This window comes from Stagnimonas aquatica, from assembly GCF_003730135.1.
Classification (GTDB): Bacteria; Pseudomonadota; Gammaproteobacteria; order Nevskiales; family Nevskiaceae; genus Stagnimonas; species Stagnimonas aquatica.
Genome location: NZ_RJVO01000001.1, coordinates 360,698 through 382,258, shown reverse-complemented (window position 1 = coordinate 382,258; position 21,561 = coordinate 360,698). Strand labels below are relative to the sequence as shown.

Annotated in this window: 21 protein-coding genes; 12 read left to right on the top strand and 9 right to left on the bottom strand. The window is 66.8% G+C overall.

Annotated features, from left to right (window positions below):
• The first annotated feature begins 66 nt into the window (after nucleotides 1–66).
• Genes ED208_RS01730 through ED208_RS01720 form a run of 3 tightly spaced genes read left to right on the top strand, consistent with a single transcriptional unit; the run spans nucleotide 67 to nucleotide 1,696 of the window.
• On the top strand, nucleotides 67–960 hold the full coding sequence (locus ED208_RS01730) for a phosphoribosylaminoimidazolesuccinocarboxamide synthase (protein ID WP_123210126.1): 894 nt from the start codon (nucleotides 67–69) through the stop codon (nucleotides 958–960).
• Nucleotides 957–1,328 carry an MAPEG family protein gene (locus ED208_RS01725; RefSeq protein WP_123210125.1) on the top strand — a complete coding sequence of 124 codons (372 nt, stop codon included), beginning with the start codon at nucleotides 957–959 and terminating at the stop codon, nucleotides 1,326–1,328. Before ED208_RS01730 ends, ED208_RS01725 begins: the two co-directional genes overlap by 4 nt.
• 20 nt (nucleotides 1,329–1,348) lie before the next feature.
• On the top strand, nucleotides 1,349–1,696 hold the full coding sequence (locus ED208_RS01720) for a DUF6489 family protein (protein WP_123210124.1): 348 nt from the start codon (nucleotides 1,349–1,351) through the stop codon (nucleotides 1,694–1,696).
• 24 nt (nucleotides 1,697–1,720) lie between these two features.
• Here the strand turns inward: ED208_RS01720 and ED208_RS01715 are convergent, their stop codons facing one another.
• Both ED208_RS01715 and ED208_RS01710 read right to left on the bottom strand, forming a co-directional pair.
• The gene (locus ED208_RS01715; protein ID WP_123210123.1) at nucleotides 1,721–1,972 is read right to left on the bottom strand and encodes a hypothetical protein; all 252 of its coding nucleotides are present in this window, start codon (nucleotides 1,970–1,972) and stop codon (nucleotides 1,721–1,723) included.
• A 167-nt stretch (nucleotides 1,973–2,139) separates the two neighbouring features.
• Nucleotides 2,140–2,622 (bottom strand): hypothetical protein, encoded by a 483-nt coding sequence (locus tag ED208_RS01710; RefSeq protein ID WP_123210122.1) that lies wholly within the window; start codon nucleotides 2,620–2,622, stop codon nucleotides 2,140–2,142.
• Between the two features lie 259 nt (nucleotides 2,623–2,881).
• Here ED208_RS01710 and ED208_RS01705 point away from each other — a divergent pair, with 259 nt between their 5' ends.
• Nucleotides 2,882–4,111: a YihY/virulence factor BrkB family protein gene (locus ED208_RS01705; RefSeq protein ID WP_158608390.1), complete on the top strand. Its 1,230-nt coding sequence runs from the start codon at nucleotides 2,882–2,884 to the stop codon at nucleotides 4,109–4,111.
• 116 nt (nucleotides 4,112–4,227) lie between these two features.
• Nucleotides 4,228–5,913: an AMP-binding protein gene (locus tag ED208_RS01700; RefSeq protein ID WP_123210120.1), complete on the top strand. Its 1,686-nt coding sequence runs from the start codon at nucleotides 4,228–4,230 to the stop codon at nucleotides 5,911–5,913.
• A gap of 75 nt (nucleotides 5,914–5,988) precedes the next feature.
• Here ED208_RS01700 and minE read toward each other — a convergent pair whose 3' ends face one another.
• Genes minE through minC form a run of 3 tightly spaced genes read right to left on the bottom strand, consistent with a single transcriptional unit; the run spans nucleotide 5,989 to nucleotide 7,807 of the window.
• A complete protein-coding gene (gene minE, locus ED208_RS01695) occupies nucleotides 5,989–6,264 on the bottom strand; it encodes a cell division topological specificity factor MinE (RefSeq protein WP_233574743.1) in 276 nt (91 codons plus the stop codon).
• Nucleotides 6,265–6,274: 10 nt separating this feature from the next.
• Nucleotides 6,275–7,084, bottom strand: a complete 810-nt coding sequence (gene minD, locus ED208_RS01690; protein WP_123210118.1) for a septum site-determining protein MinD — start codon at nucleotides 7,082–7,084, stop codon at nucleotides 6,275–6,277.
• A 39-nt stretch (nucleotides 7,085–7,123) separates the two neighbouring features.
• Nucleotides 7,124–7,807, bottom strand: coding sequence for a septum site-determining protein MinC (gene minC / locus ED208_RS01685; protein WP_123210117.1), 684 nt, complete (start codon nucleotides 7,805–7,807; stop codon nucleotides 7,124–7,126).
• A gap of 204 nt (nucleotides 7,808–8,011) precedes the next feature.
• Between minC and ED208_RS01680 the strand changes: the two genes are divergently transcribed.
• Complete coding sequence (locus ED208_RS01680) at nucleotides 8,012–9,544, top strand: circularly permuted type 2 ATP-grasp protein (protein ID WP_123210116.1); 1,533 nt, start codon at nucleotides 8,012–8,014, stop codon at nucleotides 9,542–9,544.
• Nucleotide 9,545: 1 nt separating this feature from the next.
• Nucleotides 9,546–10,475: an alpha-E domain-containing protein gene (locus ED208_RS01675; RefSeq protein ID WP_123210115.1), complete on the top strand. Its 930-nt coding sequence runs from the start codon at nucleotides 9,546–9,548 to the stop codon at nucleotides 10,473–10,475.
• Nucleotides 10,476–10,575: 100 nt separating this feature from the next.
• Here ED208_RS01675 and ED208_RS01670 read toward each other — a convergent pair whose 3' ends face one another.
• The 4 genes from ED208_RS01670 to ED208_RS01655 all read right to left on the bottom strand — a co-directional run bounded on the left by ED208_RS01670 (nucleotide 10,576) and on the right by ED208_RS01655 (nucleotide 16,340).
• Nucleotides 10,576–11,934: a DUF1329 domain-containing protein gene (locus ED208_RS01670; RefSeq protein WP_123210114.1), complete on the bottom strand. Its 1,359-nt coding sequence runs from the start codon at nucleotides 11,932–11,934 to the stop codon at nucleotides 10,576–10,578.
• Between the two features lie 15 nt (nucleotides 11,935–11,949).
• On the bottom strand, nucleotides 11,950–13,875 hold the full coding sequence (locus tag ED208_RS01665) for a DUF1302 domain-containing protein (RefSeq protein ID WP_123210113.1): 1,926 nt from the start codon (nucleotides 13,873–13,875) through the stop codon (nucleotides 11,950–11,952).
• 258 nt (nucleotides 13,876–14,133) lie between these two features.
• Nucleotides 14,134–15,411, bottom strand: coding sequence for a PucR family transcriptional regulator (locus ED208_RS01660; protein ID WP_148044653.1), 1,278 nt, complete (start codon nucleotides 15,409–15,411; stop codon nucleotides 14,134–14,136).
• A gap of 167 nt (nucleotides 15,412–15,578) precedes the next feature.
• Nucleotides 15,579–16,340, bottom strand: coding sequence for a proteasome-type protease (locus ED208_RS01655; RefSeq protein WP_123210111.1), 762 nt, complete (start codon nucleotides 16,338–16,340; stop codon nucleotides 15,579–15,581).
• A 188-nt stretch (nucleotides 16,341–16,528) separates the two neighbouring features.
• Between ED208_RS01655 and ED208_RS01650 the strand changes: the two genes are divergently transcribed.
• The 5 genes from ED208_RS01650 to ED208_RS01630 all read left to right on the top strand — a co-directional run bounded on the left by ED208_RS01650 (nucleotide 16,529) and on the right by ED208_RS01630 (nucleotide 21,559).
• Nucleotides 16,529–17,140 (top strand): 2-hydroxychromene-2-carboxylate isomerase, encoded by a 612-nt coding sequence (locus tag ED208_RS01650; protein WP_123210110.1) that lies wholly within the window; start codon nucleotides 16,529–16,531, stop codon nucleotides 17,138–17,140.
• Between the two features lie 113 nt (nucleotides 17,141–17,253).
• Nucleotides 17,254–18,249: an NADP-dependent oxidoreductase gene (locus ED208_RS01645; RefSeq protein ID WP_123210109.1), complete on the top strand. Its 996-nt coding sequence runs from the start codon at nucleotides 17,254–17,256 to the stop codon at nucleotides 18,247–18,249.
• A gap of 4 nt (nucleotides 18,250–18,253) precedes the next feature.
• Entirely contained in the window at nucleotides 18,254–19,153 is a 900-nt protein-coding gene (locus tag ED208_RS01640; protein ID WP_123210108.1) for an alpha/beta fold hydrolase, read from the top strand.
• A gap of 32 nt (nucleotides 19,154–19,185) precedes the next feature.
• Nucleotides 19,186–20,271 carry a DNA polymerase III subunit delta gene (gene holA / locus ED208_RS01635; RefSeq protein WP_123210107.1) on the top strand — a complete coding sequence of 362 codons (1,086 nt, stop codon included), beginning with the start codon at nucleotides 19,186–19,188 and terminating at the stop codon, nucleotides 20,269–20,271.
• 52 nt (nucleotides 20,272–20,323) lie between these two features.
• Nucleotides 20,324–21,559: a glutamate-5-semialdehyde dehydrogenase gene (locus ED208_RS01630; protein WP_123210106.1), complete on the top strand. Its 1,236-nt coding sequence runs from the start codon at nucleotides 20,324–20,326 to the stop codon at nucleotides 21,557–21,559.
• Nucleotides 21,560–21,561 lie beyond the last annotated feature (2 nt).

Sequence of the window (21,561 nt, the reverse complement as noted above, 5' to 3'; positions counted from 1 at the left end):
CCGCGCTTGGCGGCGGGGCGCTTAGCACCGACAATCGCCGCGTTCCGCATCCCATCCCGTACCCGAATGACCGCGCCCCTGCACACCTCGACCATCACCAGCCTGCCCAAGATCCACGCCGGCAAGGTGCGCGACATCTACGCGGTTGGCGACCAGCACATGCTGCTGGTCACCACCGACCGGCTCTCGGCCTTCGACGTGATCCTGCCCCGGCCGATCCCCGGCAAGGGCGCGGTGCTGACCGCGCTGACCAGCTTCTGGATGCAGCGCTTTGCCGGCCTGCTGCCCAACCAGATGGCGCCGGAGATGCGCCTGGAAGACTGGCTCACGCCGCGCGAACTCGCGGAGTGCGAGGGGCGGGCGGTAATCGTCAAGAAGCTCAAGGCGCTGCCGGTGGAATGCGTGGCGCGCGGGTATCTCATCGGCTCCGGCTGGAAGGACTACCAGGCCACCGGCGCGGTCTGCGGCATCGCCCTGCCGCCCGGGCTGCGCCAGGCGGCGCAACTGCCCGAGCCGATCTTCACGCCGGCCTGGAAGGCGCCGGCCGGCCAGCACGACGAGAACATCGACTACGCCCGGGTGATCGAGCTGGTCGGTGCCGACCTTGCCGCCCAGCTCAAGCACTACACGCTGACCATCTACCGGCAGGCGGCGGAGTATGCGGCCCGTCGCGGCATCCTGATCGCCGACACCAAGTTCGAGTTCGGCACCGACGAGAACGGTCGCCTGCACCTGATCGACGAAGTGCTGACCCCCGACTCCTCGCGCTTCTGGCCGGCCAGCACCTGGCAGCCGGGCACCAGCCCGCCCAGCTTCGACAAGCAGTTCGTCCGCGATTATCTGGAGACCCTGGACTGGGACAAGAAGGCGCCCGGCCCCGATCTGCCCGACGAGGTGGTGGAGAAGACCGCCGCCAAGTACCGCGAAGCCATGCGCCTGCTCACCACCACCTCGCCATGAGTATCGCCTTCTGGTGCATCCTGGCCGCCGCGCTGCTGCCGTTCCCCTTCGCCCTGGCGGCGAAGTGGAGTCGCCGTTTCGACAACAGCCGTCCGCGCGCCTACTTCGAAACCCTGAGCGGCTGGCGTCAGCGCGCCAACTGGGTGCAGCAGAACAGCTTCGAGGTGTTCCCGCCGTTCGCGGCGGCGGTGATCGTCAATCACCTGGTGCTTGGCGCCAACGCCCGTGCCGATGCGCTGGCGCTGGCCTTCGTCGGTTTCCGCTTGCTGTTTGGCCTCAGCTATCTGGCCGACCGTGCGCTGTTGCGCTCGCTGATGTGGCTGGCGGGTTTCGCCTGCATCATCGCCCTGTTCCTGTCCGCTGCCTGATTTACTTCTAGGAGCTGCCCATGCAGATCAAGGTCGAGATTGACGTCAAGCCGGAAGAGCTGCGCCGCTTCCTGGGCCTGCCGGACGTGGCCGGTCTGCAGGAGGACATCGTCGCCTTCCTGCGCGACAAGATGGGGCAGGCCAGCGAGAACCTGAGTCCGGCGGCCGATTTCGTGCGTGACAACCTGGGCACGCTCAAGGACACCGGGTCGGCGGCGGTGCAGCGTCTGCTGTCGAGCGTGAAAGTGCGGGTGAGCGAGCCGGAGTTCCCGGCCCCGGTTCCCAGCCGCAAGCCGCGCGCCAAGGTGGCGTCGGCGGTCAAACCCAAGGCCAAGCCGCGTCGGCGCGCGTCCAAGTCCTCGGCCTGAGTCGCGGCTAGGCCGCAAAACCGGTCAGCGGCGCAGTTCCTGGCGCAGCCCGGCCAGCAACTGGCCACGCCGGTGGTGATCGCGGCGCAGGCGCGCCCGGGTGTCGGGTAGCAGATCCAGCTGATCGCGCAAAAGCTCGCCCAGCGAGCGCGCCTTGCGGGCGACGGCCAGACGGCGGTTGAGCGCCTGCAGGTGGTCACCCAGGGCATTGGTTTCGTGTTCCGCCAGCAGGCTCAGGCCTTGGCGGGCGGTGGTAAAGGCGGTCTTCGGGTTCATGCGATCCGACTCCTGCAATAGCCGGGTTCCCTGCGGGATCCGGGTGGGACTGGCCGGAGTTTCTTGGGCGGCTGAAAACAAAACAGGGCCGGTGTGGACCGGCCCTGCGGAGCGTATCTCATCGGAAGCCAAGGGAGGGAAAGCCTCCGGTGAGATGGCTTTCCTGCTTAGGCCTTCGCCTTCTTGGCGGCGGCCTTGACCGTCTTGACGGTGGTCTTGGCGACGGCCTCGGTCTTCTTGGCGGCGGCCTTGGCCACCTTCTTCACCGTCGGCTGGCCATTGATGCTGGCCTTGATGCTGCTATAGCCGCCTTCGAAGGTCTTGACCAGCTCGACGCGGGTGGCGCCCAGGGTCTTGAGCGAGGTGTTGAAGGCTTCCACCGCCGGGGTGGTGGCGGGCAGGTAGGCAACCGGGTCGGCGATCACCGCCTGCACGCCGGCCTTGCTGGCCTTCTCGAAGCTGGTCTTGGCTTCGCCGAACAGGGCAACGGCAGCGTCGCCATTGGTCTTGGCCAGGGTCTGCACGGTCTCGACGACGATGCCGTTGGCGGTCTTCAGGGTATCGAAGCCGATGGTGGCAACTTCCTGGCCCTGCGCGGCGATCTTCTCGGCGCGGCCGGTGACTTCGGTGATCAGTGACTGGACGTCCATGAGTTAACTCCAAGCAAATGGTGTGGTGAGGGAAAGCGACGGCTGCCGTGTTGCAATGCAGCATTTGTTGCAGCGCATCATATTTTCGGCCCCGGACCCTGTCAAGCACCGTTGGTCGTGGCCAGTTCAGTCGAAGGATCAGGCACTTAAGTGCATCCTGCGCTTCGGCTAGGATGCATTGATGATTCGCGACCAATTGCAAACTCTGCGTCTCCGGCTATGGCAAGCCGAACCCCGTAGCCGGCTGGAGCAGCGCGGCTTGGCCCTGGCGCGCGGCGCCGACGCCCTGTTCGAAGTGCTCTGGCGGGGACAGCTGTCGCTGCGGGCGATGAGCCTGGTCTACACCACCCTGCTGTCACTGACGCCGCTGCTGGCGCTGGGTTTCTCGCTGCTGAAAGCACTGGGCGTGCACAACAGTCTGGAGCCTTTCCTGCTGGAATCGCTCAAGGGCCTGGGGCCCGAGCAGGCGAAAGAAGTCGCCGACAACCTCATCCGCTTCGTCGAGAACATCAAGGTCGGCGTGCTCGGCTCGCTGGGCGTGGCGCTGCTGGTGTACTCGGCGATGTCGCTGATCCAGAAGGTGGAGGAGGCCTTCAACCACATCTGGCACGTCGAGCGGGTGCGTGGACTGTCGCAGCGCTTCGGCGAGTACCTGGCGGTGCTGATGGTGGGCCCGGTGGTGGTGTTCGCCGCGCTGGGAGTGACCGCCAGCCTGCTCAACAACCAGGCCATCTCCTGGCTGGCGCAGATTCCCGGCTTCGGCTTTCTGCTGTACCTGGTGTCGGCCTTGCTGCCTTATGCGCTGATGGTGGGCATGTTCACCTTCCTCTATGCCTTCATCCCCAACACCCGGGTGGGGATGCGGCCGGCCTTCGCCGGGGGGCTGTTCGCCGGCTTGATGTGGCAGAGCGCCAGCTACGCCTTTGCCGCCTTCGTCGCCGGCGCGACCAACTACAACGCCATCTATTCCGGTTTTGCCATCGTCATCTTCGTGCTGATCTGGCTGTACCTGGGCTGGCTGATCCTGCTGTGCGGCTGTCAGGTGGCCTACTTCACGCAATGCCCGCACCGCTTCGGGCCGTTCGCCGACAGCGCGCCGCAGGGTTCGCGCGCGCGCGAACAGGCTTCCCTGGCTCTGGTCTCGGCGGTGGCCCGGGCCTTCGTGGCCGGCGAAGCGCCGCTGGCGCCGGAACGGCTGTCGCGCCTGCTCGGGGTTTCCGAGCAGACCCTGCCACTGCTGGCCGAGCCCCTGGTGGTGGCCGGCGTGCTGGCGCAGACCGGGGATCGCTGGGTGCTGGCCCGAGACCCCAGCAGCATCAGCCTGCACAGTCTCTGGAGCCTGCTGCGCGGTTCCGCGCCCGGCACCGGTGAAGGGCTGCGCGCCGCCGCCGAGTGGTTGCGGCAAGCCGAGTCCGCAGTTGCCGAGGTCGGGGCGCAGAGCCTGCGCGACTGGGTCTCGGAGCCGTCTTCGGGCTCGCTGGCGCGGTAAGGCGATTTTCCTAATAATGCCGGCCATCCAAGGCGGGGCTGATTCATCCCGCGCAAGCCTGGGGATACGCCCGGCTGAAGAGTTTCTCTAGCAAGGCCCGTAGAACGGGGAGCGACATGGCAAAGCGAGGAGCCGCCGAGGCGGAAAAGGTCTGGCTGAACGAGTACGGCAGCGACGTGCCGGCGGAGATCGATCCTTCGACGTTCAGTTCGGTGGCGGAACTGGTGGACCGGAGCTGTGAGAAGTTCCGCGACCTGACCGCCTACGAGTGCATGGGCGATCGGCTCAGCTACGACGACGTCGACCGTCTGTCGCAGGACTTCGCCAGCTACCTGCAGAACGTGCTGGGCTTCCACAAGGGCGACCGCGTGGCGGTGATGATGCCCAACCTGTTGCAGTACCCGGTGGCGATTTTCGGCATCCTGCGCGCCGGCATGGTGGTGGTGAACGTCAACCCGCTCTACACCCCGCGTGAACTCGAGCACCAGCTCAAGGATGCCGGCGCGCGCGGCATCGTCATCGTCGAGAACTTCTGCACCACCCTGCAGGAAGTGCTCGGCCGTACCCCGGTCGAGGTGGTGATCACCACCCAGGTCGGCGACATGGCCAGCTTCCCGAAGAGCCTGATCACCAACTTCGTGGTGAAGCGGGTGAAGAAGATGGTGCCGGCCTGGAGCATCCCTGGCGCAGTGCCGTTCCGCACCGCCCTGGCGCGCGGCAAGGCGCAGCCCATGCACCGGATGGCCCTGGGCCACGAGGACGTCGCCTTCCTGCAGTACACCGGTGGCACGACCGGCCTGTCCAAGGGCGCGACGCTGAGCCACGGCAACATCATCGCCAACCTCATGCAGATGCGCGCCTGGATGGGCGGCCATCTGGTCGAGGGCGAGGATCTGGTGGTCACCGCACTGCCGCTGTACCACGTGTTCGCGTTGACGGTGAACTGCCTGCTGTTCCTCAGTGTCGGCGGCAAGAACGTGCTGATCACCAATCCGCGCGACATGCCCGGGTTCGTCAAGGAGCTGTCCAAGCACCGGTTCACCGCCTTCACCGGCGTCAATACCTTGTTCAACGGCTTGCTCAACACCCCCGGCTTCGCGGAGATCGACTTCTCCGCGCTGAAGTTCACCGTCGGTGGCGGCGCTGCCGTGCAGCAGGCGGTGGCCGGCAAGTGGCGCGAGGTGACCGGTCGCGGCCTCACCGAGGGCTACGGACTTTCGGAAACCTCGCCGGGCGTCTGCTTCGGTCCGCTGCACCAGCCCGACTGGAACGGCACCATCGGCCTGCCGCTGCCGTCCACCGACGTCAGCCTGCGTGACGACGATCACCAGCCGGTGCCGGTCGGCGTGCCGGGCGAGCTGTGCGTGAAGGGGCCGCAGGTGATGCGCGGCTACTGGAACAAGCCGGAGGAGAACGCCAAGGTGTTCACCCCGGACGGCTATCTGAAGACCGGCGACGTCGCGGTGATGAGCGAGAGCGGCTACTTCAAGATCGTCGACCGCAAGAAGGACATGATCCTGGTCAGCGGCTTCAACGTCTACCCGAACGAGATCGAGGATGTCGTTGCCCGCCATCCCGGCGTGCTGGAATGCGCCTGCATCGGCATTCCCGATGCCAAGACCGGCGAGGCGGTGAAGGTCTTCGTGGTCAAGAAGGACGCCGCGCTGACCGTCGAGGCGCTGCGCGAGCACTGCAAGGAGCTGCTCACCGGCTACAAGGTGCCCAAGCTCTTCGAGTTCATCGAGGCGCTGCCGAAGAGCAATGTCGGCAAGATTCTGCGCAAGGAGCTGCGCGGCAAGTAGGCGCGGCCTCCGCCCGCAGCCGGAAAGCAAAAAGCCCTCGCATGCGAGGGCTTTTTCATTGCTGGCGCGTGGCGCTCAGCTGCCGGTCTTGGCGTCCGGCAGCGCGATGTTCATCTCCAGCACTTCCAGGCCGTCCTCGCGCTGCACGTTGACCTGCACCGCGCCGTCAGCGACCTGCACGTACTTGCGCACCACCGCCAGCAGTTCCTCGCGCAGTTGCGGCAGATAGCTGGGGCCGGCGTTGCGGCGGCCGTCGTTGTCGCGCTGCCAGGCGACCGCCACCATCAGCCGGTCGCGGGCCAGCTGGGCAGTGGCCGGCTTCTTGGCGCGGAAGAAACTCATCAAGTCCATGGCCATGTCCTCAGCCGCCGAAGAGCTTGTTGAACAGTCCCTTCTTCTCGACGGTCATGAAACGCATCGGTCGCTCCTCGCCGAGGAAACGCGCCACCAGGTCCTGATAGGCCTGGCCGGCGTCGCTCAGCGGGTCGGCGATCACCGGCGCGCCGGCGTTGGAGCTGGTCAGCACCGAGGGGCTCTCCGGGATCACGCCCAGCAGCGGGATGGCGAGGATGTCCTGCACGTCTTTCACCGACAGCATCTCGCCCTTCTCGACGCGCGCCGGGTTGTAGCGGGTCAGCACCAGATGTTCGCGAACCTTCTCGCCGCGCTCGGCGCGGCGGGTCTTGCTCGACAGCAGGCCGATGACGCGGTCGGAGTCGCGCACCGAGCTGACTTCGGGATTGGTGACCACCAGCGCCTCGTCGGCGAAGTACATGGCGTGGTGGGCGCCGCGCTCGATGCCCGCCGGGGAGTCGCAGACGATGTAGTCGAAGCCCTCGTCGGCGAGGTCGTTGAGCACTTTCTCCACGCCTTCCAGCGACAGCGCGTCCTTGTCGCGGGTCTGGCTGGCGGCGAGGATGTAGAGGTTGTCGTTGTTCTTGTCGCGGATCAGGGCCTGCTTGAGATTGGCCTCGCCCTGGATGACGTTGACGAAATCGAACACCACCCGCCGCTCGCAACCCATGATCAGGTCGAGGTTGCGCAGGCCGACGTCGAAGTCGATGACCGCGACCTTCTTGCCGCGCTGGGCGAGGCCGGTGGAGAAGCTGGCGCTGGTGGTGGTCTTGCCGACGCCGCCCTTGCCGGAGGTGGTGACGATGATCTTGGCCACGGTGATTTCCTAGAGGAGTCCTGTTTCGGGGGCTGTTAGTTAGCTGCCCAGGGTTTCGATGCTCAGCTTGCCATCGCGCAGCAGGGCCTGCGCGGCTTCGCCGCGCGGACTGCCCTGGATCTGCTCGGCGACTGTATAGATACCGGCCACCGCCACCAGCTCGGCCTCGAAGCGGCGGGCGAACACCCGCGCGCTCTGATCGCCACGGGCGCCGGCGATGGCGCGGCCGCGCAGCGGTCCGTAGACGTGCACGCAGCCATCGGCGATCACTTCGGCGCCGGGGCTGACGGCGGCCAGCACGATCAGGTCGCTGTCTTCGGCGTAGATCTGCTGGCCGGAACGGACCGGCTCGGTGACGATGCGGGTACTGCGCTTGACGGCGGCCGCCGGGCTGGCTGCGGCGGGGGGCGGTTCGGCGCGGGGGGCACGGCTGTCGCGCGGCAGCACCGGCAGGCCAAGAGCGAGCGCGGCGCTATTGAGCGGGCCGTCGCTCACGCCCAGGGGCTGGATGCCGTGGCGACGCAGGCTGGTCAGCAAGGCGTCTAGGTCGAGCGGCTCCTCGCTCTCGATGACCACCGGCATGCCCTTGACCGCCTGCGGCATTTGCCGGGCGAGTTCGGACAACTGGGCTTCGATGGCAGCAAGGTCGGCCTTCAGCACCCGCAGGCGGGTGGTGGAGAGCAGTCGGCCTTTGAGTTCCAGTGCGGGGGCGGTGCGGGCCATCGTCGGTGATTACGGTTTCGGGCAGTTTAGCATCGCCGGCCAGCCTCGCCGGATCAGCGTACGCCGCTGTCTCCGCAGACGAGGCGCTGTCTGCGTCCCGGCAATCAGCGCCGCACTCGCCTTTCGGGTAACTGGCCTGCGTTTTGCGAGTGGGCATGCTAGCTTTGAACCCACAGACATACAAAAGGCCCCCGGACCGCATATATGGCCGTTGAGTGGCGCGATTACCGCAACCATGAACATTACGATGAGCTCATTGACGCTAGCGGCGCACCGCGGGAAGGTGCCGGCAAGCTGATCGATTACCTCGTCAACCTCTCCCCCAAGGAGTTGGCCGAGCGCCAGCTGGCCGCCGACCTGGCGATCAAGGTGATGGGGGTGACCTTCACGGTCTATTCCGAAGGCAAGAATGTAGACCGTGCCTGGCCGTTCGACATCATTCCCCGGGTCATCACCTCGAAGGAGTGGGAACGCGCCGAGGCCGGCCTGAAGCAGCGCACCCGCGCGCTCAACCACTTCATCCAGGACGTCTACGGCGCCCAGAAGATCGTCAAGGACGGCGTGTTCCCTGGCGAGGTACTGGCCGAGAGCGTCAACTTCCGGCCCCAATGCGTGGGGGTGAAGCCGCGTGGGGGTATCTGGGCGCACATCTGCGGCACCGACCTGGTCCGTGACGGCGACGGTACGCTCTACGTGCTGGAGGACAACCTGCGAGTCCCCAGCGGCGTCAGCTACATGCTGGAAAACCGCCTGGTGACCAAGCGGGTCTGGCCGGAGCTGTTCGAGACCACCACCATCCGCCCGGTGGACGACTATCCGGCGCAGCTCTACGACATGCTGGCGGCCCTGTCGCCGCGCCCGCTCGACAGCCCGACCGTGGTGCTGCTGACGCCCGGTATCTACAACAGCGCGTATTTCGAGCACGCCTACCTCGCCCAGCAGATGGGCGTGGAACTGGTCGAGGGCAGCGATCTGGTGGTCGGCGACGACGACTGCGTGCACATGCGCACCATCTATGGCCTGAAGCGGGTGGACGTGATCTACCGCCGGGTCGACGACCTGTTCCTCGATCCCGAGGCCTTCCGCCCCGACTCCATGCTCGGCGCGCCGGGCCTGATGCGGGCCTGGATGCGCGGCAAGGTGGCCTTGGCCAATGCCCCGGGTGCGGGCGTGGCCGACGACAAGGTCGTCTATGCCTACGTGCCGCAGATGATCAAGTACTACCTTGGTGAGGACGCGATCCTGCCCAACGTGCCCAGCTATCTGTGCATGGACGAGAAGCAGCGCAGCTATGTGCTCGCCAATCTGGAGAAGCTGGTGGTCAAGCCGGCCAACGAATCCGGTGGCTACGGCATGCTGATCGGCCCGCGCGCCAGCAAGGCCGAGCTCGACAAGTTCCGCGACCTGATCCTGAAGAATCCCCGCAACTACATGGCGCAGCCGACCTTGTCCCTGTCCACCGCGCCGACCATCACCAGCGAAGGCGTGCAGCCTCGGCATCTCGACCTGCGGCCGTTCATCCTCTCGCGCCCCGACGGCAATGCCTACGTCACTACCGGCGGCCTCACCCGGGTGGCGATGGTGAAGGGCTCGCTGGTGGTCAACAGCTCCCAGGGCGGCGGCTCCAAGGACACCTGGATCGTCGATGTCGAGGCCGACAAGGACGAGCCGCAGGCCCAGACCCAGAGCAGCGCGGCGCCGGCAAAAGCCGATGCCGCCCGGGCGGGGGAGCACTGACATGCTGTCGCGTGTTGCTGACAACCTCTACTGGTTCGGCCGCTATGTGCAGCGTGCTGAAAACACCGCCCGCCTGATCAACGTCCACGCCAATCTGCTGCTGGACCTGCCGCGCAACGTCACCGTCGGCTGGGCGCCACTGCTGGAAATCACCGGCGCCGATGCCGCCTTCCGTGCCGCCGGCGGCCAGGCCACCGAAGACAATGTGGTGCGCTTCACGCTGATGGACGAACGCAATTCCGGTTCGATCTTCTCCAGCCTCAACTACGCCCGCGAGATTGCCCGGGTGTCGCGCGACTGCCTGCCGCGCGAGGCCTGGGAGCGGCTGAACGATCTGTATCTGTTCGTGCAGGAGCGCGGCGAGCGCAGTGTCACCCGCGCCCGCCGGCAGGATTTCCTGCAGGGCGTGATCAATGGCGCCATGACCACCGTCGGCGTGCTCACCTCGAACATGAGCCGCGATGTCGGCTTCCAGTTTCTGCGCATGGGCACCAACCTGGAGCAGGCGGATATGACCACCCGCATCCTGGATGTGCGCTCCTCGCGCCTGTTCCAGGCCGATGCCAGCCTGACGCCGTTCGACAACATCCAGTGGATGAGCGTGCTCAAGTCGCTCACCGCCTACCAGATGTACCGTCGCCACGTGCGCGCGCGCGTGAACGGCCCTGGTGTGCTGCGCTTCCTGTTGCAGGACCGGCAGTTCCCGCGCAGCGTCAGTTTCGCGTTGGCCACCATCGGTTCGACCATGCCGTTCCTGCCGCCCAGCCGCAAGGTCGAGCGCGCCATCGAGCGCACCAAGGCGCTGATCGCCGATGCCAACATCGGCTCGCTGCTGTCGCAGCCAGACGGCCTGGCGCTGTTCATGGACGAGATCCAGGTCGGTCTCGGGCAGCTCGACGACGCCATCGCCGAGTCCTACTTCCGCAGCTGATCGGTCGGCGGGCCCGTTCGCGACGGACGGAATCCTTCAGGCAAAAAGAAGCCCCCGGCCAAAAGGCGGCCGGGGGCGGGCAGGTAAGGCGACGCCCCGCTTAGCGGGTGCCCTTGGTCCGCAGCGCGTCGGGAGTGAAGTCGGCCGGGCTGCGGACGATCGGCTCGTAGACCTTGGTTTCCTCGTTGCGCAGGCCCATGGCGATGTAGCGGCCGGACTGCAGGTCGTAGTGCAGCTCCAGACCCGGCGCCAGGAACGGCACGTCGTAGTAGTTGAGGCTGTGCAGCTCATCGACGCGCCAGAGCTGATCGCGGTTGTCGTACTTGTCGACCACGTGGATCACCCAGCTATCCTCGTCGAGGTAGAAGCTGCGGCGCTTGTACACGTGCGAGGTGCCTGCCTTGAGATTGGCCTCCACCACCCACACCCGGTGCAGCTCGTAGCGGGCGTTATCGGGGTTGATGTGACCCGGCATCAGCACATCCTTCACCTTCACCGACGGACCGTTGATCTTGTAGCCGTTGTAGGGGATGTACATCTCCTTCTTGCCAACCAGCTTCCAGTCGTAGCGGTCGGTGGCGCCGTTGTACATGAAGAAGTCGTCGTTGGTGCGCAGGCCGTCGGCGGCGGTGCCGGGGTTGTCGTAGGACACCGTCGGCGCCAGACGCACGCGGCGCTGACCGGGGTTGTAGGTCCAGGCCTTGCGTGGCGTCTTCACCTGATCGATGAAGTCGTCCACCAGCAGGATCGAACCGGCGAGACGCGGCGGCTCCTTGATGATCTGCAGGAAGTAGAACAGCAGGTTGGGGTCGCGTTGCTCCGGCGTCTTCTTCTGGTTGCCGTAGGAGAAGTCGTACTCGTAGTCGAACTTCACCAGGTTGTAGTCGCCGCCGGCGGTCACCGGCGCCTGCGCCCAGGAGGTGGCGTAGGTGTCGCCCTTGTAGACGGTGAGGTGATTCCAGATCGCTTCCAGACCGCTCTGCGGGATCGGGAACGGCACGCCGCCGGTGGTGCCCTCGATGCCGTTGCCGCCCTGCACCAGCTTCACCTTGGTGGCATTGGCCTTGGTCTCGGCGTAGATGCCCGCCGGGTAGGAGGCGCTGCGGCGGGTCGGGTAGACCTTCATCTTGAAGGTCGGGTAGCGCTTGAACATCGCCAGCTGGCCCGGCGAGAGGTTGTCCTTGTACTTGTCGGCGCTGGCGGAGTCGATGGTGAACAGCGGCTTGTCGTCGGCGAACGGGTCGGGGTAGTGGCCGCCGGTCTTGAAGCCGGCGACCACGCTGGTTTGACCGCCGGTCCAAGCCGGGATGGTGCCGGCGGCGTTGCCGGCCTTCTCGGCGCCGATGGGAGTGAGGGTGGTGCCGAGCTTGTCGGCTTCGGCGGCGGGGACGGCGGCGAGGGCCGTCATCGAACTCAGGGCTGCCGCGAATAGCGCGGTCAGTTTTGCGGGGCTGCGCATGGGAATACTCTCCAGTTAGAACGCGTAGGAGACGCTGATGGCGAGGAAGTCGCGGTCCTTGTTGGGGTTCGCGCTGGTGGCGAAGGACTGCGACTGGGTGGAATCACCCGGGCTCAGGGTGGTCACCGCCGGATCGGGGTTGATGTCGATGCCCGGCGGCACCGGATCGGTGCCGGCATAGGTGCGACCGCCGAAGAAGGTGGTGTAGCCGATGTCCGCCTGCCAGCGCTGCAGGTAGTTCAGCGCCAGGCCCAGGGTGATGGCCTTGCTGTCCTTGTTGAAGGTCGGGCCGACGCCGTTGACGTCATGCGCCCAGACCAGACGCGGCGACATCTGCACCGAGCCGATCACGCTTTCGAAGTCGAGACGGCTGACGATGCGATACCCCCAGGAGGTGTTGGTGGCGAAGCCTTCCGACTGGCAGGAGCCGTTGGAAACCGCCGCCAGCGTCGCCGCCGAGGCGAAGCCGCAGGCCGGCAGGCCGGCGCCCGGGCCGTTGAAGCGCAGCTCTTCCGGAAGATCGGTCTGGGTCACGCCCACTTCGCCCAGCACCAGGAACTGCTGCGCCCCGAACGTCGGGCCAAAGGCCTTGGTCGCGGTCATCTGCGCTTGGTGCATGTTCACCTCGCGCCAGCCCTGGATGTAGGTGCCGGAGGTCAGCGGGGTCGGACTCATGCTGCTGGGTACACCCAGCGAGGTGAGCAGCACCTCGGTGCCGGACAACTGCAGCGGCTGGTTGGGCCGGAACGAGTACTCGCCCTGCAAAGCCACGCCCCAGGGACCGACGGTGTTGAAGCTCAGGCCGTAGAGGTCGATGTTGGAGGGGAACTCCGCGAAGAAGCTGGCCCGGCAGCCGGGGGTGCTTGCCGACGCCGAGCACAGTGGCGTCGCGCTGCCGGCGTTGGTGGCGACGCCGCGGATCGCCGACACCAGCGGCGTGCGGCTGTGGTAGGTCAGGTAATAGAGGCCAAACTCGGTGCTGCCCAGCGCTTCCGAGAAGTAGCGGATGGCGGCACCGAACTGCTTGGTGGCGTCGTCCACCTCCGGCCCGCCCTGGCGCGGTACCCAGGCACTGGCCGAGCTGGCGGCGTTCGGGGTCAGCACCGACTTGTTGTCGTCCTCGCGGCGGCCAAAGCTGACAATCGCCTTGTCGCCATCGTCGGAGACGAAGTCGTTGCTGGAGAAGAAGCTGCCGCGCGGGTCAATCTCGGTCTTGTCGTAGGCGGTGAGCCAGACACCTTCCAGGCTGACCGAGTCGCTCAACTGCAGCGAGCTCCAGAGCATGGCGGTGGGGATCAGGGCCTCTTTCAGCTCCGCGCCGGGGGTGCGGATCTTGGCGACATCGACCGGATTGATCGAGTTGATGCTGTTGCCGATGAAGGTGCTTTCGCCCCAGCTCACCACCTGCCGGCCGATGCGTGCCGACAGGTTGTGGCCGGCCAGATCGAAGCGGCCATAGGCGAACAGATCGAGCATGTCGATGCGCGAGCCCAGTCGCTCGCGGCCGCGCTTGCCCAGTTCGTATTCGTAGGCCGGGCGGTCCTGCACCGCCAGGCCGGCGGCGTTGAAGCGGTCCTCGCGATGGCTGGCATCGGAGGCGACCGCGTCGTAGAAATAATTGACGCGGGTGAACAGGCCGTAGTCCTGGTACTTGAGTTCCAGGTCGTGGGTCGCTTTCAGCACGCCGGAGACCAGGTCGCCCTTGTCGAAGCCGATATTGCCGTCGTCGTCATTCACCGAGCGGGAGGTGCCGCCGTTGGTGATGCCGACCAGGCTGGGATCGGGGGCCTCCATGCGCATGGTGACGCCGGCCGAGACCGTGGTGTCGAGGTTGCCTTTGATTTCGCCATAGCTGAACGGGAAGGCCATCGCACCTAGCGGAACCGCCAGTAGCGAACAACCGACGCCGAGACGCAGCCTGCCGCTGCTTTTCTTGCTCATCGTCCATCTCCTCTCGCTGTCAATGTATTTGTCTGCACAGCAGCCTGGCGGCCGCTGTGCAAGGCGCAGCAATTTTTTGCCTGCGGTCACCGGATGGGACTCCAGTGACAGCCGGGAGTATGGGAAAGCCAGCCTGCAACTACCATTGGTGAAACCACGGCCGGCGCTGTGGATCCGCACAACGAAATCTTGACGTGCGCGTTTTTGCTGCGCCGCGTCAGTTAAATTGCTGCACTGCGCTCCGGGGTCTTGGCGCCGCTAGCCGACCGGTTCGTTCTTGCTGTGCAGGCGGCGCAAGCGCAGGGCGGCGTACAGCCGCGACTGCCAGTTCACCTCGTCGAGCCGGGCGCCGAGGATGGTCTCGATGCGCTCCAGCCGATAGCTCAGGGTGTTGGGATGAATGTCGAGCGCACCGGCCACCGCCTTGCGATGCTGGCGGTGCTCGAAGTAGGCCTCCAGTGTGCGGGTCAGATGCGCCTCCCGCGACAGTCGCTCGATCAGGCATTCGTGGAAGCGCCAGACGCTGTCCGACTGGCTGAGTGCGTCGTAGAGCGCGAAGTCGAAGTAGCGGCGCAAGGTCTGCTGCGGTTCCAGGCGGGCACCCAGGTCCAGCGCCTTGAGCGCCTGCTCGGCGCTCAGCTGCCAGCCGCGCGGCCCGGAATCGGGCAGGCCGAGTCCGATCGCGGCGATGCCGGCATCGGCGCGCAGCAGGGCCTGCATCTGCGCCGCCAGCCGCGCCTCGCCCTCGATCAGCGACTCGCCCGCCAGCAGCGGCGCCCAGATCAGCAGGTGGCCGTGCCGCACGGTGCGCAGCAGGGTCTCGCCGTCGGTTTCCAGCAGGCGCCGGATGGCGGTAAACAGCAAGTCGAGGCGGGAGTCGGGGAAGGCCAGGCCATCACCCGCCTGCATGCGCAGCGCCAGCCCCAGGTGCAGGGCGCTGCTGTCCATGCCCAAGGCGCTCATGCGGGTGCGGAAGCCGTCGACATCCTCGGGGTTGTTGAAGACCAGCCGGCACAGTTCGTAGCGCAGGCGGTCACGCCAGGACAAGCGCTCGCGGCGTTCCTCGGCATAGGCGCCGGACAGGGTCTGCCCTACCAGGTCGAAGTAGGCCAGCAAGCGCGGCGACACCCGGTACAGCAGTTCCTGCATCAACTCCGGGCTCGACTCCGCGCGCGCCAGGGTTTCCTGCCAGAGCAGGCGCGCGCCGGAATGCGCGGCCTGCAACAGGCTCTCCATGGAGATGCCCTGATGCACCCGGCGGCGGCCATAGGCGACCAGCGGTTCCAGCTCCAGGGCGCTCGGCCAGCGGTCTTCGAGCAGGCCGCGCAGCCAGAGTTGCAGCACGTAGTCCAGGGACTCCTGGATGTCGACTCGGATGGCCGCATCGCTCAGCTGGCGGTAGTCGGAAATCTGCGCGTCCATGCAGGCGACCATGCGCAGCACGATGGACTGGTGATCGCCGAGCTGGCCTTCGACCAGCTGCAAGAGTGCCGGCGAAAACGGGCCGGGATAGGGGCATTGCTGCGGGTTGGACACGGCCTGGTTCGCACTCCATTGCGCACGGGGATTGCCGGTACAGCTGGCCGGGCCGCTCCTGGGCGACCCTGTTCTGAACACCCAGGCAGGGTAACGGCATCCGCCGGACTTGGCAGCCGGCTGCGTCGAAAGTCGCGTTCAATGCTGGGCGGCGAGGCCGCCCGGTTTCAGAGCAGCTGGGTCTGAGCCTGGCTCTGCGCTTCCCATTCGAAGCGCGGCAGCTCGGTGAACGAGCGCATCAGCAGATCGCCCCAGGACTTGCGCAGGTTGGCGTAGAACGGGGTGTCGAGGTCGAAGCGCTCCTTGTGGGTGATGCGCAGCGCGTCGCGCGGCAGCACTGCAAGGTCCAGCGGCGGGCCGACCGTGAGATTGGACTTCATGGTCGAGTCCATCGACACCAGCGCGCAGCGGGCGGCGTCTTCCAGCGAGATTTGTGGACGGATCACGCGGTCGAGGATGGGCTTGCCGTACTTGCTCTCGCCGATCTGGATATACGGGGTCTCCGGCGAGGCGGAAATGCAATTGCCTTCCGGGTAGATCAGGTACAGCGCCGGGTCCTCGCCCTGGATCTGGCCGCCGAGGATCAGTGTGGTGCGGAAATCGACATTGCTGGCGTACTGAGTGTGGGCGCCGGCTTCCTTCTGGGAGCGCACCGACAGGCCGCCGAGGTAGTCGGCGGCGTCGAACATATGGCGGATGTTGTTGAGGTTGACCGGCTTGTCGTCGGCCATGTCGCGGCGCAGGTGGGTCAGCACCGTCTGGGTGGTGGCCAGGTTGCCGGCCGACATCACCACGAACACCCGCTCCCCGGGGGTCTCGAAGACATGCATCTTGTTGTAGGTGCGAACGTCATCAACGCCGGCGGAAGTCCGTGTATCGCCCACGAACACCAGACCGTCATCGACCTTCACCGCCACGCAGTACGTCATCGTTGCACCGGAAATTTGCCGTAAGCCCGCTTGCGGCGGCCGCCGATTGTAGGGCCCTGATGCCGTGACGTCAGCCGCTGGCGGCTCCCGTCAGCCCGCGATCCTGTTTGCAGGATTCGTGCCGCTTGCCGGCCGCTGGCCGACTCATGATACTGGCCGGTATGCGAGGAGACCACGGATAAATCACCATGAGCAAGACCATCGAATTTTTCTGGGACCCGGCCAGCACCTATAGCTATCTGGCCGCCACCCAGATCGAAGCCCTGGCCCGGCGCTGCGGCGCCGAGGTCCACTGGAAGCCTTTCCTGCTCGGCAAGGTCTTCGAGGCCACCGGCAACAAGATGCCGGCGGCGCTGCCGGCCAAGGGCAAGTACCTGTTCCGCGATGCCCGGATGTGGGCCAAGTTCTACGGCGTGCCGTTCCGGTTTCCCAAGCTCTTCCCGCTCAACAGTGTGCTGGCCAGCCGCGCCTGCCTGGCCGCAGCGGATCAGGGCAAGGGCGTGGAGTTCAGCCTGGCCCTGCTCAAGGCCTATTGGGCGGAGGGCCAGGACCCGAGTCAGCCGGAAGTGGTGAGCGCCATTGCCGAGAGCGTCGGCCTCGACGGTGCTGCGCTGCTGGCCGCCACCCAGGAGCCGGCGGTGAAGGAGGCCTTGCGCGCCAATACCGAGGCGGCCATCCAGCGCGGGGCCTTTGGTGCGCCAACCTTTTACGTCGATGACCAGATGTTCTGGGGCAACGACCGTCTGAATCTGCTGGAAGCCTATCTCAAGGGGCAGATCGGAATAGACGAACAGCCTTGAAGGGCTTCGTCCCGATCTGCCGGCGGCCATGGATGGCCGCCGAGGGCTAGACAGACGGGGCTGCCGTTGCGCCAGGGATGGCAGGTCAACAATCACCAACTGAGAAACACCAAATGATCAACCGCCAGTTCACCCTCGCCGCGCGCCCACAGGGCTTGGTCAAACGCAGCGACTTTGCCTATGCCGAGACGCCGCTGCCGGAGCCCAAGGATGGCGAGCTGCTGGTGAAGACCCTCTACATCTCGCTGGACCCGGCGATGCGCGGCTGGATGAACGAGGGCAAGAGCTACATCCGCCCGGTGGCGATCGGCGAGGTGATGCGCGCCGGCACCCTGGGCGAGGTACTGGTGAGCAAGACGCCGGCGTTCAAGGCTGGCGACCACGTGGTCGGCAACTGGGGCGTGCAGGACTACGCGGCGCTGCCGCCGGAAGGCCTGAGCAAGGTCGATCCGCGTCTGGCGCCGCTGCCCAAGTACCTGGGCGTGCTCGGCATGCCCGGCCTCACCGCCTACTTCGGCCTGCTGGAGATCGGCCAGCCGAAGCCCGGCGAGGTGGTGGTGGTCTCCGGCGCGGCCGGCGCGGTCGGCCAGGTGGTCGGCCAGATCGCCAAGCTCAAGGGCTGCACGGTGATCGGCATCGCCGGCGGCGCCGACAAGTGCGCTTACGTGGTGCGCGACCTCGGCTTCGACGCCTGCGTCGACTACAAGTCGCAGGACGTGAAGAAGGCCCTGCGCGAGCTGGCGCCCAAGGGTGTGGATGTCTACTTCGACAATGTCGGTGGCGACATCCTCGACGCGGTGCTGACCCAGATCCGCATGAAGGCGCGCATTGTCATCTGCGGCGCCATCTCGCAGTACAACAACACCACGCCGGTGAAGGGGCCGTCCAACTACATGTCGCTGCTGGTCAACCGCGCGCGCATGGAGGGCATGGTGGTGTTCGACTGGGCGCCGCGCTACGGCGAGGCAATCCAGGCCATGGGCGCCTGGCTGGCCGAGGGCCAGCTGAAGTCGCGCGAGGACATCGTGCAGGGTCTGGAGACCTTTCCGGAAACGCTCAACAAACTGTTCAGCGGCGAAAACTTCGGCAAGCTGATGATCCAGGTCTGAAGGCATGAGCGGCGAGTCCCGGCATGTGCGCCTGCGCGGTCTGCGCTTCCACCTGCGCTGCTGGGGCGAGGAGCCGCGCTTGGCGAGCGCTGGCGCGCAGAGTCTCGCCGCCGACGGCAGTGACAAGCCCCTGCTGATCTACTGCCACGGCTGGCTCGACACCACCGCCACCTTCGCCGATGTCGGTGAGCGGCTAGGGCAGTGCTTCCGCGTCGTCGCGCTCGACCAGCGCGGCTATGGCCATAGCGAATGGGCGGCCGACGGCTACTGGTTTCAGGACTATGTCGCCGATCTCGACGCCCTGGTCGACTACCTCTCGCCCGCCGCGCCGGTGCATCTGGCCGGCCACAGCATGGGCGCGCAGGTCGTCAGCCTCTATGCCGGCCTGCGACCGGAGCGGGTCCGCCGGCTGGCGATTCTCGACGGCCTGTTCCTGCCCGACATGCCGCCCGAGAGCGCGCCGCGCCGCTTCGGCCGCTGGCTGGACCAGTTGAAGGCGCCGGCGCGCGGCAAGACCTACGCGAGCTTCGAGGAGCTGGCGCAACGGGTGCAGAAGCAGCATCCGCAACTGAGCGCCGAGCGCGCGCTGTTCGTGGCGCGTGGCTGGGGCGCGGCCGATGGCGCCGGCCGCATCCACCTGCTCGCCGATCCCCGGCACCGGCTGGACATGCCGACGCTCTACCGCAATGCCGAGAGCGAGGCGATCTGGCGGCAGATTCGCGCGCCGACCCTGTTTGTCGATGCCGGCGGCTCGGCGTTCGGACAGACCCTGAACGCCGAGGAAAAGGCCGCCCGGCGCGCCTGCTTCCGGGACCGCCAGGAGGTCAGCATTCCTGGCGCCGGCCACATGCTGCATTTTGATGCGCCGGAGGCGACCGCCGATGCGCTGCTGCAATTCTTCTGAAAGCCCGACCGCCGGCAGGCGATAATCCGCGCATGCAACTGCGCCCCGCACTAGTCGCCGCCCATGTGAAGAAAGGCCTGCCGCCGGTGGTGGTGCTTGCCGGCGAGGAGCCGCTGCTGATCCAGGAAACCCTGGACGAGCTGCGTGCCGCCGCCCGCGCCCAGGGTTATAGCGAGCGGGTATCGCTCACGGTGGAGCCGGGTTTCCGCTGGCAGCAGGTATTCGACGAATGCGCCTCGCTGTCGCTGTTCGCCAGCCGGCGGATGATCGAGGTGCATCTGCCCAAGGGCCCCAACGGTCATCGCCGTGGCAAGGGCGAGGAGGGCGGAGATAACGAGGCCGGCGGCAAGTCGGAAGACGGTGCCAAGGCGCTTGCCCAGCTCGCCGAGAAGCCCTCGCCCGACATCCTGCTGGTGGTGGTCGCCGGCGCGCTCGACAAACGTGGCCGCGAGTCCGGCTGGTTCTCGGCGCTGGAGACGGCGGGCTTCGCCGTCTACGCCTGGCCGGTGAAGCCCGAGGAGCTGGTGGCCTGGATCGAGCAGCGCGCCCGCGTCTTGAACCTGCGCCTGGAGCCGGAGGCGGCGCGTCTCTTGGCCGAGCGCACCGAAGGCAATCTGCTGGCCTGTGCGCAGGATCTGGCCAAGCTGGCGCTGTTATTCCCGGACGCGCCGGTGGATGCCGAAGCCCTGCTGCAGGCGGTTGCCGACTCGGCGCGCTACGAGGCCTTCGATCTGGTCGACAAGATGCTCGCCGGCGACGGCCTGTCGGCGCTGCGCTCGCTGGAGCGTCTGCGCGAGGAAGGCGTCTCGGCGCTGGAACTGGTCGGGGCCCTGGCCTATGCCCTGCGCAACTGGGGGGCGGTCAACGCCGCCTACGCGCGCAGCCGCGATGTCGCCAGCGCGCTGGCCCAGGCCAAGCTGTTCGGCGCCCGCGCCAAGCCTTACGAGGCGCTGCTGCGGCGTGGCGCGCGCTATTCACCGGCCGCCGGCCTGGTGCTGCTGGCCAGGGTCGACCAGTCGGTGAAGACCGGCCGCGAGTCGGCGGCCTGGGAGGACTTGCTAACATTGGTCCTGGCGGCCAGTGGGGCCGCGCCCCCGGCGACCAAGGTCGCCGCCTGAGCACGACGTGGCAAACGCAAAAACCGAAACCGCAGCGGCCCTCAAGGCCTACATGCAGGACCTGGGCGCCAAGGCCCGCGCCGCCGGCCGCGAGCTGGCCAAGGCCGACACCGGCGCCAAGAACGCCGCCCTGTTCACCCTCGCCGAGCGTCTGGTCGAAGAGGCCGAGGCGATCCTCGAAGCCAATCGCGAGGACATGCGCCGGGCCCGCGACAACAACCTCGATGCCGCCCTGCTCGACCGCCTGGAGCTGACCCCGGCGCGCATCGAGGCGATGGCCGACGGCGTGCGCCAGGTGGCGGCGCTGCCCGATCCGGTCGGCACCATGACCGATCTTGCGCTGCGCCCCTCCGGCATCCAGGTCGGCAAGATGCGGGTGCCGCTGGGCGTGGTCGGCATCATTTACGAGTCGCGGCCCAACGTCACCGCCGACGCCGCCGCGCTGTGCCTGAAGAGCGGCAATGCCACCATCCTGCGCGGCGGCTCCGAGGCGCACCAGTCCAACCAGGCCATCGCCCTGTGCATCCGTCGTGCGCTGCAACGCGCCGGTCTGCCGGCCGATGCGGTGCAGGTGCTGTCCACCACCGACCGCGCCGCCGTCGGCGAGCTGCTGACCATGCCGCAGTTCGTCGACGTGGTGATCCCGCGCGGCGGCAAGGGCCTGGTGGCCTTCGTCGCTGAACACGCCCGGGTGCCGGTGATCAAGCATCTCGACGGCATCTGCCACGTCTACATCGACGCCGATGCCGATCTGGAAAAGGCCATCGCCATCGCCGTCAACGCCAAGACCCAGCGCTACGGCACCTGCAACACCATGGAGACCCTGCTGGTCGATGCCAGCATGGCGCCGCGCGCGCTGCCCGAACTGGGCCGCATCTACCGCGACCTGAAAGTGGAGCTGCGCGGCTGCGAGCGCACCCGCAAGTTCCTGCCGGAGGCCAAGCCCGCCACCGAGGAAGACTGGCGCACCGAGTATCTGGCGCCGATCCTGGCGATCCGGGTGGTCGATGGCCTCGATGCTGCGATCCGCCACATCAACGACTACAGCAGCCAGCACACCGACAGCATCGTCACCGAGAACTACACACGCGCGCGGCGGTTTCTGCGCGAGGTGGACTCGGCCTCGGTGATGGTCAATGCCTCTACCCGCTTCGCCGACGGCTACGAGTACGGACTCGGCGCCGAGATCGGCATCAGCACCGACAAGTTCCACGCCCGCGGGCCGGTGGGGCTGGAAGGACTCACTTCGCAGAAGTGGGTGGTGCTGGGCGACGGGCAGGTCCGCTAGGC